The following is an 11,914-nucleotide window of genomic DNA, read 5'->3' as shown; positions in this document are numbered from 1 at the left end:
GGAGGCTGTGCCGATGCTCACACCCTAAGCCACGCTCAGGGGTCAGCCGGCGGCTATGATTATCGCCGCCGGTCGAGCCCCTGTACCTGCGCAGTTTCAAGACCAAGATAGGAGCCGGATTTACGCTCTCTCCTTAGGCCTCAGCGCTTGCCTTCGCCTTCCGCGGCCGCCCAGCAGCGCGCTTCGGCTTGTCTGAGACGGTCTCTGACGGCTCAGCGGCCTTCGGAGCCGCCTTCCGGCGGTTGTTTCCGAGGCCGAGGCTCTTGGCGAGCGCCGAGCGCTTCTCGGAGTAGCTGGCGGCCGTAGACGGGTAGTCGCGCGGTAGCCCGTAGCGCTCCCGGTACTCCTCAATCGTCATGCCGTTGCCGCTGAGGTGGCGCTTCAGGGTCTTGTACGGCTTGCCGTCGATGAAGCTGATCAGCGCCTCGTGTGTGATCGACTTCCGGATCTGGGCGGGGGTGAGCTTCTCGGCCGCCGGAGCCTCAGGAGCAGCCCCCTCGCTGAGCCCAGCCAACGCAGCGTGCGTGTTGGCGATCAGGGTCGCGATCTCGCTCGGTTGCAGGTGATTGTTCGAGACGTAGGCTGAGACAAGGCCCGCCGTCAGTTCAATGAAATCGATGGCTGGAGCCTCGATGGTCTCTACGGTTTGGTCCACGGTGCACCTGATTTTGAGTAAGACAGCACAATCTGTTGTCGCGCTGCGAAACGCAATACGTTACCTTGAAAGAAATCTTTCAGCGTAGGCACCTTCGAGATGATGCCGAGCCTCGACCTTGAACGGTTCGCCACCCTGATCGCTGACAACGTCGTAACTGCCTTTGAACGCGATCGGGATGGAGCGCCCTTTCACCCAACCATGCGCGTGACCGTTGTGTCCGTCTTGGTACGCAGCCTCCTACTCGTCATGCCGACCACATCCAGCGATGCGCTCGCAGCAGCCTGCAATCGCGCCTTGGATGACGTTGTAGGGTCGATCGGCCTAGGAGGCCCTCGGGTTGAGGCTGTCGATCCTAGCGACGGGTCGGTGATAATGCGGGTCGGCTAACGGGGAAGCGGAACATGAAACAATCAAAATCCGCCGTGGTCGAGACGCGACCCGATCCGTCCACCGAGGAGCAGGTGCTCGCTCTCAACTCCCTGCGGCGGTACACGGCCCGGCGCCGGCCGGTGTCGGTGAAGATGACCCGGGACGAGGATGACACCCCAAGGGTCGGCCCGGCGCACTCCGACCACAGCGGCTGGGCGGTGCGGGTGAACGATGCCTCGGGCGGGGCTTCGGTCAGCTTCGGGCAGACACAGCTCCGGCACCTGACGCGCGTGGCGTTCGGCCTGCCCGATACGGCCGAGAGCGCCACCAACAGCATGTTGTCGGCCGTGGAGGCAGTTCGACCCGAGAACGAGATCGAGGGGATGCTGGCGGTGCAGATGGCGACGACGCACCAGGCCGCGATGCAAGCGCTCGGCAAAGCCTGCCAGACGGATAACCCCGAGGTCGCGGAAACCATGGGCAATCTCGCGAACAAGCTGATGCGCACCTATACCCAACAGGTCGAGGCGCTGGCGAAGTTGCGCCGCGGCGGCGAGCAGACGGTGCGGGTCGAGCACGTCCACGTCTACCAGGGCGGACAGGCGATCGTGGGCAATGTGACCGGGCGCTTGCCGGCCGATGCGATATTCATGCTTGGGCTGGAGACCGGCACCGGGTGGTAGCCGTTCTCACGCAGGGCGAGGCGCAGGTCGGTCTCGGACGGAAAGGCGTGCGCCGTCATGCTGCACCTCCGAAATGATGAGAAGGATCTTCGAAGGTCGCCCCGAGGCGCACCGCGGCATCGCGGGCGATCTGCACGGCCTCACCGAGCGAGAAGGCGGTTCCGACGAGTGCGCCGCAGTCACCGGAGGCGGACGTGTGGTCGATCCGCCAGCAGCCGCCGCCCTCGTCGTCAGGCCAGATGCTGATTTCGCCGGGTCGGTTGGGGATCGGCTCGGCCAGCCCGACGGCGAGCGGCGTGTCCCGCCAAGTCACGGGGATGCCGTAGCGCTTGGCGTAGGCGCGGGCGTCCGACATGGCGTGCTGCTCGTCGGGCGTCCGCTCCAGGGCGGTGAAATACCCAGTCGGGAGGCGCAGCCACGCCACCCAGAAGTCGACCTGCGGGGCCACGATCACTTCGACGGCGATAGGTGTCTTGCGGGTCGAGAGCGGGCTGGGAAAGGCGACGACTTTGCTCAAGCCGCCTCCCCGCGCTTCACGGTTTCGGGGCGGGCGAACGCGCTGCACCAGTCGTTGCCCAGCACGTCGGGCCACAGGGCGTCGCCAGTCTTCTTGTCCCGGCGCGGAGGCTTGGCGCGGCAGTCGCCGCGGGGCTGTTCGCCGATCGCGCCGAGGATCCCGCGGCCACCGTGGACGTAGGCGGTGCTGGTCTGGGCGAAGTGCTGGCACCAGGCGCAGGCCTTGGCTTTGCGTGGAGGTTTGATGAGGCGATGCATGTTAGGCCGCATCCCCGCGCTCGCCGGATCGGGCGGGCTCGAACTGGCGGCACCAGTCGTCGGCGCCGACCACGGGCCACGTCGCGTTTTCGGACCCGATCGCGTCGGGATCGATCGTCGGGACGCTGGCTCGGCACTGCCCGGACGGCCGCCGGCCTACCACCGTGCGGCCACCGGGCATCTCGTAGCTGACGCCCATATCTCCCCAGGGGCGCCACGCTGTGCAGTTGAAGCACGCGAGCGCGCCTGGGGCGGGGGTGAGGATACGGGTGCTGCTCATACCGCTCCCCCGTTTTGGGGAGCGGGCCGGAGCGCCTGGGCGGTCGAGGCGGCAGACGCGAGTGCCTTGGCCGCGCAGTTCAGGCTGTAGGCCGCGCCGCGGGCGTCCCGGATCAGGGCGAACTCGACCGCGTTCCGGGCATAGGCCTCGGCGATGCTGGCGGCTTCGGCCACCGCGTCGAACACGAGGCCGGTCGTGGGAGAGATGGGGGCGGGCGCGTTCATCGGCGCGCCTCCCGGGTCTGGGGACCGATCCCGGCAAGGCTGGAGAGAACCGCCGCGACGGGCAAGGACACGCCGAACCGGAAGGCCAGGCGCTGCTCGACGTCGGCCTGCAGCACGGCGGGGTCGGGTACGGCCTCTGTCGGCCGGATGGCGATCGATCTGTTGTTGGTCTTCGACTTCATGGTGACACCTGCTGTTGAGGTGCCGGCCTGAAAACCCTTGGCGCTGAGCGCCGGATCGCATATCTACAGCGGTGTCAAGACGCTGATTACACGATCCGCCGTCGGTCCTGATTTTCGGGGCCGGCGGTTTTTCGTTAGGCGGCGACGGCGTCGAGCTTCATGCCGAGCAGCCGACCAGCGACGTGCGCCGGGACGAACACGGCGCGGCCGATCTTCACCGCCTCCACGTCCCCCGACTCGATGGCGCCGTAGAGCCCACCGCGGCTCATGCCGATCGCTTCCGCGAGCGGGGCGACGCGCACGTTCTTCCCCTCTCGGATCCTGGAAAAAACATCGCCCGCGGCCCGGCGGGGCGCCTCTGCGCTCGCCTTGGTTTCAGCCGCTGCGCTCTCGCATGCCTGCATGGGGTAGCTCCGTCGACATCCGTCTCGCGTATTTGTTCGCATATTTGTAACGGTACGTCCAGATATACCGTTTCACTCGTGTGATGAAACGTCATTGACGGGCGTGGCGTCGTTGGAGTAGCCGTACAGGGGAGACAGGAAGCGACGCAGACGACAGGAGGGGCTGATGCCCGCAAAGCTGCCGGAGACCGAGGGCCGCCGCCACGCGATGGGGTTCCGGACGACGCTGGAGGGGAAGAACCGCCTTGAGGAGGCGGCCCGACTGAGCGGGCGTTCAGTTTCTCAAGAGATTGAAGCGCGCCTCGAACACACGTTCATGTTGGACAAGATAGAGGACGCGCTGAAGAAGAACCCGATCGGAAAAATGATCGACGGGGACACGGAGTCGATGTTCCGCAACATGACGACTGCTGTCGGCGCCGCGATGGCCTACTTGAACAAGAGCTGGAAGAACGATGTCTTCGCCCGCATGGCGTTCCGCGCCGGGGTCGAGGCCGTGATGGACACGATCTTCCTCAAGCACCCGCTCAATATCGAGGGCTCGGGGATCGCGCTGGCTGACCTCAAGAAAGCCCAGGAGACCGGGACGTTGTATGGCCGCCTCCTCGCCGCGTCGCAGGACAATCCCGCCGTCGAGGGCTGGCTTAGCCAGCGTGCTGCGGAATTAGGGGCGACTGAGAATTCCGAGCGCGATGCTGATGCAGAGAAGGCCAAGCTGCTGAAATATTTGGTTGGCACTGACGCAGCATAACTCAGAAGACTGGGAAGACGAACCGGCTCTAATCTTCGTATATACATCCGCGCGCGATCCTCTACTTTCCAAGTCATGGAAAGGGAGGCGCCCGTGCGACCGCTCAACCTCGACACCATTCTGATCGTCCGGACTGACCGCGAGCTTCATGCGGCGCTCCACGGCGCAGCGCGTCGTGAGGGCACCACGGCCAGCGCCTTGGTGCGCCGGGCAGTTGCTTCGATCATCGCGCCTGAAGATCCGCCTCGGGCGCCTCCGCCTACTGCTCCGTCCGCTCTGATGCTGGTGGCAGCGTGATGTCGGGCGACGGCCGGTCGCCGGGCGGCACGCCAGATTGTGACGTGCGCCTACAGATCGTCAAAACGGTGCTCGACGACGAGCGCCGACTCAGTCAGCAGCTCCATGCCGGAACCGCCGCGGCCGGCGGCGCGCATGGCGTGCGTCCGCAGCTGTTCTACGTCGGCGGTCATGCCCGCCATGGGTCTAACCGGACGCCAATAAATCTCTGGCCAAAAGCCCGGAGGGCCAAACGGTCCTACAAAATCATAGTGCGTGAGGTGGTGAGGTTTCTCGGGTTCACACAGTCGCACCAAGTACAGCAAGTGCGCCTCGAAGCCTTGAGCTTGCCCACCGGGTATTACCTGGCCTCGGAAGGCGAGCGCATCATCCTTCGAAAGGAAGACGTAGCAGCTTCGAAGCCGCGAAGCCTTCTCGTGCGCGTTCACTCTGCGCCATTCTTCCAGCGCATGTTCGCGTACACTCATGGCGTGCAGCCATCCGAAGCGAGCAAGAACACGACCGTAATTGCCAGGCAAGATGACGGCGCCAGGCTGAAGGATCGGTCCGCACAGGTGGAACAACGGTCCGGACAGAATTTGGGGATCGACTTCGACCGACCCATGCACACTCATTACTTCTGCTCCATCGGTTTGGTTGGCACCGCCGATGTAGCGCGCTCACCCGCCGCTGCCCCTGACGGTCGGCTGAGCGTCGCCATTCCGAGGGCCGCCTGATGATCGAGGCTGCCCGACCCGCCATCCCGCACGACACCACCGCCGACCTGTCGGGCCTAACCGACCTGGAGATGCGGACGCTCGCCTGCCGGACCGAACTCGCCACCCTGTTCCGAGCCATTCAGGGCATCGCCGGCCTTGCTGCGAGCAACTTGGAGAACGGTGGCCCGATCCCGGATCTGTGCGGCCTGTTCAGCGCGCTGGGCCAGCTCGATCGTCAGGCCAGCAACGAGGCCGAGCGCTACGGCGCCCTCTTAAGCAGCGCGGGGTCGGCATGACCGCTCGCACCTCTTCCTCGAACCTACGGACGCACCGATGAGCGCCGGTCTCTCCTTCGGGGCTCTCCCCGCATTCGCCGATTTGACCCCTGATCAGCAGGCACAGGTCATGGCGGCCTTACAGCAGCAGGGGCAGCCTGCGGCACCCCAAGCGCCGGGCAGCCTGCTCGGTCAGGCCGACCCGCAGTCCACGGGCGCGATCCCGGACCGGGGCGGCCCACAGGTCGCGATGACCGAGGGCGATACTCGTCGGCTCGAGGAGCAGATGGGCATGCGCATGCCGGGCGCTGGGCAGCAGCCGGGTTCGCCCGATCAGCTTCTGTTCAATCGCGCCGGTATGGGTGGTGGCCCCGGAGGCTTCACGGGCACTGCCGATCCGATGGGCTCGCGGATGGTGCCGACCCCGCCGCAGCGCCCCTCGGATGCCGACCTCGCGGCCTTGCCCGCCACCGAGCCCGTGGTGGCGGGCACGAACCCCGGTGCATTGCCGGCACAGACGGTCGCCTCATCTGCATATCGCCCCGATGCTCCAGCGGTCGGGCCCCGGTCGGCCGGAATGCCCCCGAGCGGCCGGTTCGCTGATCCTTCGCAGACGGCGCCCCCGGATCCCGGCCAGTTCGATCCGCTGAGCGGTCAGATCACCGCCGGCCAGCCGCGCCCACTCGGGGCGCCGCAGGGCGCGGTTTCCCCGTCAGGTGCGGCCGCAGCGTCTGGTCAGGCTGGTGGCACTGGTGGTCAGCCCGGCGTCATGGAGCGGTTCGTTCAGGGTGTGAACAACCCTGACTTCTCGAACCTGATGCTGAACCTCGGCATCGGCCTTCTGACGCAGCGCGGCCTTGGTGCAGGTATCGGTGTGGGCCTGCAGGGCTACCAGCAGAGCCGCATGGGCGACGTGAAGCAGCAGCTTGAGTTGTACAAGATGCAGCAAGACATGCAGCAGCAGGCCGCCGCCCGGAACTTCGTCAAGAGCCGTGGCGGTTCGCCAGAGCTGCAAGCGTTGGCTGCAGCCAGCCCATCGTCAGTGCTCACGGGAGGTCTCACTGGTCTCAACGTGCAACCGCCGGCCAACTACCGGATGTGCGCGGACGGTCAGGGCTACGAATACATTCCCGGCAGCGAAGCCGACCCTGAGATGAAGGCGAAGCTCGCGGCTGCAGGTCGGGACGGCTCGTACACGCTCAGCCCCGGGCAGACCCGCTACGACGAGGAGGGGAAGCCGGTCACGGCCGTGCCGGCCGCGCCGCGCGAGCTGCGCCCGGGGGCGACCCTGTACGACCCGGTAACGTTGAAGCCGATCGTGAGTGCGCCGTCCGCCAAGCCTGACGGGTTCGACACCGAGACCAAGCTGCGCGGCGAGTTCTCCAAGCAGCTCGGCAGCTTCTCGGACGTGCACGACGGCTACAACCGGATCATCTCCGCGACGAAGATCCGCCAGGACGACCCGAAAGCTGTCTCGCCCGCGTCGGACATGGGCCTGATTTTCGGATTTATGAAAATGCTGGATCCGTCCTCCGTGGTCCGTGAGGGTGAGTACGAGACGGCCCGCAAGACAGCCGGCGTCCCCGACCGAGTGTGGAGCGCCTACGAGAAGCTGCGGAACGGCCAGATCCTCACGGATGGCCAGCGCCAGGACTTCCTCGGCCAGGCCACCTCTATCTACAACGGCGCCAGGAACACCGCGCAGGGCGTGGCAGAACGCTATCGCGACCTCGCGACCAAGTATGGCGTCGACCCCGACCGGGCGACCTACCTGCCAGAGGCCCCGACCCCGCCCAAGCTCGGGCAGCAAGCTCAGGACCGGCCGTCGAAGACTGTCGATCCGGCCGCCCGCTACCAGCAGCTCCGGCAGGGCGGGCTGTCCGCAGCCGACGCTCACGCTCGCATGTCGCAGGAGGGGTTCTGATGGCTGAGATCGAGGCGTTCGATCCCGAGGCCTTCGCGGCCTACAAAGCTCAGACCGTCGGCGCTCAGGCGGCCCCCATTGAGGCGTTCGACCCTGACGCCTATGCGGCGTTCAAGGTTCAGCAGGCGCGCCCAGCACCTGAACCGAGCCAGGCGCAGCAGATTGCAGCGGCAAAGGCTGCTGCGGCTGCCCCCTACGTCGAGGGCGGCCTGCCTGACATGCCGAGCAGCGAGGACCTGCGGAAGCAGGGTGCGGGCGTGCCGACCGGCCTCTACGCCGCGGCCAGCAGCGCCATGGATAGCATCCCCGTGGTCGGGCCGATGATGACGGGTGCCAGCGACCGCGTCGCTGCCGGTATTCGCTCGTATCGTGATGGGACAACCTACTCGGACGAGCTCAAGCGCATCCAGGATTACGACGCGGGTGCCAAAGCGGCGCACCCCGTCGCCAGCACGGTCGGCGGTGTGGCGGGCGGCGTGATCGGGACCGCCCCCATGATCATGGCGGCACCGGCTCTGTTCGGCGCGGGCGAGGCGGCGCTACCGGCGCGGCTGCTGGCGTCTACGGTTTCAGGCGGTGCGCTCGGCTCCGCCGATGCGGCGGTGCGCAGTGGCGGGGATTTGGGGGAAACCCGGCGCGGCGGTTTCACGGGGGCTGCCCTCGGCCTCGGCGCCCCCCTTCTCGGCGCCGGCGTCGGCGCTGGCGTGCGTAAGGCTGGAGAGTTCGCTGCCGAACGCCTCGCCCCCACGGCTGGGTTCGGCTCGGCCGCCGCTGGGAAGCTCGCCGACGACGTGGCCGCCTCCGGTGGCGCCGATATAGTCCGCGCTCGGCTCGCAGATCTCGGCCAGCCCGCCATGCTGATGGATGCCTCGCCGAGTTTCGTCGGCCGGGCACAGGGGCTCGCAGTCGAGCCCGCCACCCGCACCGCGATCGTGAACCCGCTGGAGACACGGGCCACCGGCGCGAACGCCCGGATCCGTGGTGATGTCGATCAGGCGCTCGGCCCCGCCGTCGAGCCCGCCACGGTGCGTGCTGCCCGGCAGCAGAGCTACGACCAGGTCGTGCCGCCCCTCTACCGCGAGGCGACCGGCCAGCCCGTTCAGGTCGACACCAGCAACGTCCTTGGGATGGTCCGCGATCTCCGGAGCCAGGAGAAGGGGCCAGCGGCCGACGCCCTCGATCGGGCATGGGCGCTCCTGCACCAAGACGGCGACGTGCCCGGTGTCGGACGCGCCATGATCCCGGATCGTCGGCCGGAAGCGTTGCACAACGCCAAGGAGGCGCTGGACGCTGCTATGGCTCAGGCGCAGGGCCAGATGGGCTCGGCAGCGGCCAGCACGGTCAACCGGCTCGGCCAGGTCCGCGGCGCGCTGAATGATGCCCTCGAAACCCAGGTGCCGGGCTATCGCGATGCGAACCGGACAGCCCAGCAGTACTTCGCCGGCCGTGACGCCTTTGAGCAGGGTCAGACGCTCCTCAACGGCGGTCGTGATGCGGTCCGCCCCGGGCAGCTCGCGGCCGACACGGCGGCGATGTCTCCGATGGAGCAGTTCATGCAGCGCACAGGGCTGCGGGCCGAGATCGACCGGCACCTCGGGACGCAACTCAACGACCGGATCGCCCTGCGCCGCGACCTGATGGGCGAGGGCGACTACAACCGCGCCCGGATGGCGACGGTGTTTGGCGATGAGCCGACCCAGCGCCTCGCCAATGCGGTTGATCGGGAAGCCGCTTTCGATCGGACCTACAACGACGTGGTGCGCGGCAGCCAGACTGCGCAGCGGGCTGCAGCAGCACGGGATATCGCCCCGCGGGAGGTGTCGGCGGGCTCGACCGACGTGCTGCCTGGGCTGGCGACGATCCTGGGCGGCGCCGACGCAGGAGCGAGCGCCCTGGCGACCAAGGCAGGGATGGGCGGCCTGAAGCTCGCAGCCAGCGCTGCCGGCCGACAGGCGGACCTCGCTCGCAACGAGCAGCTTGCGCGGGCGGTGACGATGCAGGGTGGCGACGCCCTCGACGCGCTTCTCGCGGCTATCGAACGGCGCGGGGCGATGATGCGGCAGGTCGGCGCCTACGGCGATGCTGCCCGTGTCGGCGCTCAGGCTGGAGCGATCTCTCAGAACGATCGGGCGCGGGGCTACCTCCCGCGGACTTTACCGGCGCTGCCCTTCACAGGGCGATGACCCCTCCAAGCGAAGAAAGCGCAGATAGCCATGATGGCGAGGAATAGAGCCCAGGCGCCCCCTTCTCCTGCCTGCGCAACCAGCCAAGCATCGAAGCTCGGCACGCTCGCGTTCACGGCCCAGGACAACACGGCCATGCCGGCCGAGAACAGCACCAGGGTCAGCAGGATTTCGAGCCAGCGGGGCATGCCCTGGAATGTGGCCCCGACCCGTCATTCTGTCGATAGCCGACCAGTCCGTCAGATTTGGCTCAGGGCTGGCGCTGACCTGAAACCGGACGACAATACCTGCATTCCCGCCGCGCTCGCCAGCGGGCCGGATTTCGCAGCTATGGGGCATTCTGCATGACGACCGGCTTCGGCTCTCTGCCCTCCTTCGCGGCGGGCGACGATCAGAACCCGCTGAGCCCGGCTCTGCAGGACTGGCTGCAACAACAGCAGGCCGCGCAGGGTCAGGGTGGCATGGGCCAGGACGTGCCGGCAGCCACCCCGCCGGGTTACTCGGGCTTCACGCCACCGACCCCGCCGACCGGGGCACCGACGCCCGTGGTGCAGCCTGGCGCGCAGGCGGCCGGTACGGGACTGCTGTCCATGCTCGGCCCGAACAGCGCCGAGGCAGCGACGCCCGATCCGAACGACATCCGCGGCCGGTTCATCTCGACCCTACAGCAGGGCGGCCTGACCAATCCGAACGGCCTGGGCGCGGTGGCGGCCTACGCCCAGCACGAGAGCCGGTATTCGCCCTCGAACATCACCGGATCGTGGTCCGACCCGAGCGAGAGCGGGCAAGCCGGCCAGTCTGGCGGCATCCTGTCGTGGCGCGCCGACCGCCTCGCCAACATGAAGGCGTTCACACAGGGCGCGGCCGATCCGGTGGTGGCGCAGGCGAAGTTCACGTTGGCCGAGAACCCGGCGCTGATCCAGGCCCTGCAGAATTCTGGAAGTGCCGACGAGGCGCACCGCCTGATGGCGGACGCGTGGAAGTTCGCGGGCTATAATCGACCGGGCGGTGAGAACACGGCGCGGCTGGCGACCACGCAGGCCTACGCCAACAGCTTCGGCGGCGGGCAGGCCCTTCCCGGGGTCGCGGCTCCTCGTGGCGGCTCGATGGGCGCGACGGCCACGCAAGGGGCATTCGGGCTCGGCGGCATCGTCGGACAGGGCTCGGCAGTCCCGGGGCAGACATCGCCGACACCGGATGCTGCGTCCCTCTCCGCACAGCCGCTCACGACGATGCCGATGCCGGGCGGGTTCTCCTCGGATCCGGCGGCGCAGCCCGACCAGGCCAGCAACCAGTACGCTCAGATCAGCAACGCTCTGAAGAGCATCGCCGGCGGGCAGCAAAAACAGGGTCAGGGACAGAAGGCCGGCGGAATGGCTGGGGGTGAGGCGCCGGGCGGCCGGCCGATCTCGCTGCAGCAGGCGCGGGCCATGTTCGACCCGGGCAAGTTCTACGGGATGCTGCGGAATGCCGGGGTGAGAGGCCCGGCGCGGGGATCGTAGGTTTGATCGTGCTTCTCGAGCACGGGGTCCAAGATGGCGGCCGCCGTGTCGAGTAACGAGGTCCCATGAGGCAGCCACGACCGGTGCCGAACCGGGACCGAACAGGGGCGCAGAGGCGGGGTTATTCCGCCTACAGACCAAGGCACCCGTAGTCACGGATTGTGCCGGGCAAGCTGGTCCGCACCCCAGGGTGCACAGGTGTGCAGAGAATATTTTCGAGCGTTTCCGAACAAGCGCGAACGTCCGAGAGCATCGGCGCCGCTTCGGTCTGCTGCGTGTTGCTTCGATCGGCTTCGGTTTAGGGATGACGCCGAGGCAGCAGGACGACGGCTGTACACGGCCGTGGAACGGTAGCGTGCGGCAAGGGGCGGTAGCCGACGGCAGCGCTACGGTAAGAAGCACGGTAGCAGGAGGGGTATCACACCATACGCACTGAAGGTGCGGGCGGCTCCTTTGCGGATCGTAGGTCTGGCCGTGCTGAGCGGGTATGCGCTCGGGGGGGCGCGGGCAGATGTCGAGGTGAGATGGCCTTGGGCCTATTAGCCGCCGTTAGGCGACATAGGATTGAGCGAGAGCTTCTGTCGACAAGGCGGAGGAGGCGGGGAAACGGACCGCGGGCAGGCTGGCCACCGCGGGCTTGGCGAAGAGGTAGCCCTGGAACAGCTGGATCCCGGCTGCACGCAGGGCGGTCAGCTCCGCTTCCGTCTCGA

14 protein-coding genes and 1 pseudogene are annotated in these 11,914 nt (G+C 67.4%); 7 read left to right on the top strand and 8 right to left on the bottom strand.

All coding sequences use genetic code 11. From position 1 onward, the window contains the following. Positions 1-133: 133 nt before the first annotated feature. Positions 134-655 carry a MucR family transcriptional regulator gene (locus tag MKL20_RS23290; protein WP_243966074.1) on the bottom strand — a complete coding sequence of 174 codons (522 nt, stop codon included), beginning with the start codon at positions 653-655 and terminating at the stop codon, positions 134-136. Positions 656-1,059: 404 nt separating this feature from the next. Between MKL20_RS23290 and MKL20_RS23285 the strand changes: the two genes are divergently transcribed. Continuing rightward, positions 1,060-1,710 (top strand): hypothetical protein, encoded by a 651-nt coding sequence (locus MKL20_RS23285; protein ID WP_243966073.1) that lies wholly within the window; start codon positions 1,060-1,062, stop codon positions 1,708-1,710. 55 nt (positions 1,711-1,765) lie between these two features. Here MKL20_RS23285 and MKL20_RS23280 read toward each other — a convergent pair whose 3' ends face one another. From MKL20_RS23280 to MKL20_RS23255, 6 genes are all read right to left on the bottom strand, one after another. After that, positions 1,766-2,227, bottom strand: coding sequence for a hypothetical protein (locus MKL20_RS23280; protein WP_243966072.1), 462 nt, complete (start codon positions 2,225-2,227; stop codon positions 1,766-1,768). Beyond that, the gene (locus MKL20_RS23275; RefSeq protein ID WP_243966070.1) at positions 2,224-2,484 is read right to left on the bottom strand and encodes a hypothetical protein; all 261 of its coding nucleotides are present in this window, start codon (positions 2,482-2,484) and stop codon (positions 2,224-2,226) included. Before MKL20_RS23275 ends, MKL20_RS23280 begins: the two co-directional genes overlap by 4 nt. A 1-nt stretch (position 2,485) precedes the next feature. Further along, positions 2,486-2,764: a hypothetical protein gene (locus MKL20_RS23270; protein WP_243966068.1), complete on the bottom strand. Its 279-nt coding sequence runs from the start codon at positions 2,762-2,764 to the stop codon at positions 2,486-2,488. Further along, positions 2,761-2,988: a hypothetical protein gene (locus MKL20_RS23265; protein ID WP_243966066.1), complete on the bottom strand. Its 228-nt coding sequence runs from the start codon at positions 2,986-2,988 to the stop codon at positions 2,761-2,763. Before MKL20_RS23265 ends, MKL20_RS23270 begins: the two co-directional genes overlap by 4 nt. Then, positions 2,985-3,170 (bottom strand): hypothetical protein, encoded by a 186-nt coding sequence (locus tag MKL20_RS23260; protein ID WP_243966064.1) that lies wholly within the window; start codon positions 3,168-3,170, stop codon positions 2,985-2,987. Before MKL20_RS23260 ends, MKL20_RS23265 begins: the two co-directional genes overlap by 4 nt. A gap of 134 nt (positions 3,171-3,304) precedes the next feature. After that, positions 3,305-3,472, bottom strand: coding sequence for a hypothetical protein (locus tag MKL20_RS23255; RefSeq protein WP_243966062.1), 168 nt, complete (start codon positions 3,470-3,472; stop codon positions 3,305-3,307). A gap of 268 nt (positions 3,473-3,740) precedes the next feature. Between MKL20_RS23255 and MKL20_RS23250 the strand changes: the two genes are divergently transcribed. The 6 genes from MKL20_RS23250 (at position 3,741) to MKL20_RS23225 (ending at position 11,204) form a co-directional block, all read left to right on the top strand. Next, on the top strand, positions 3,741-4,325 hold the full coding sequence (locus tag MKL20_RS23250; protein WP_243966060.1) for a hypothetical protein: 585 nt from the start codon (positions 3,741-3,743) through the stop codon (positions 4,323-4,325). A gap of 296 nt (positions 4,326-4,621) precedes the next feature. After that, a complete protein-coding gene (locus MKL20_RS23245; RefSeq protein WP_243966059.1) occupies positions 4,622-5,338 on the top strand; it encodes a hypothetical protein in 717 nt (238 codons plus the stop codon). Next, a complete protein-coding gene (locus tag MKL20_RS23240) occupies positions 5,338-5,616 on the top strand; it encodes a hypothetical protein (RefSeq protein WP_243966057.1) in 279 nt (92 codons plus the stop codon). Before MKL20_RS23245 ends, MKL20_RS23240 begins: the two co-directional genes overlap by 1 nt. A 37-nt stretch (positions 5,617-5,653) precedes the next feature. Further along, positions 5,654-7,519, top strand: coding sequence for a hypothetical protein (locus MKL20_RS23235; protein ID WP_243966056.1), 1,866 nt, complete (start codon positions 5,654-5,656; stop codon positions 7,517-7,519). Beyond that, positions 7,519-9,702 (top strand): hypothetical protein, encoded by a 2,184-nt coding sequence (locus MKL20_RS23230; RefSeq protein WP_244038653.1) that lies wholly within the window; start codon positions 7,519-7,521, stop codon positions 9,700-9,702. Before MKL20_RS23235 ends, MKL20_RS23230 begins: the two co-directional genes overlap by 1 nt. A 344-nt stretch (positions 9,703-10,046) precedes the next feature. Beyond that, entirely contained in the window at positions 10,047-11,204 is a 1,158-nt protein-coding gene (locus MKL20_RS23225) for a hypothetical protein (RefSeq protein ID WP_244038652.1), read from the top strand. Positions 11,205-11,753: 549 nt separating this feature from the next. Here MKL20_RS23225 and MKL20_RS23220 read toward each other — a convergent pair. Then, a pseudogene (locus MKL20_RS23220) lies at positions 11,754-11,914 on the bottom strand (EAL domain-containing protein); the annotation flags it as partial.

The sequence above is a fragment of the Methylobacterium sp. E-066 genome, from assembly GCF_022829635.1.
GTDB lineage: Bacteria > Pseudomonadota > Alphaproteobacteria > Rhizobiales > Beijerinckiaceae > Methylobacterium.
Note: the sequence above shows the minus strand (reverse complement) of the source record. Positions and strands in the feature narration are given on the sequence as shown.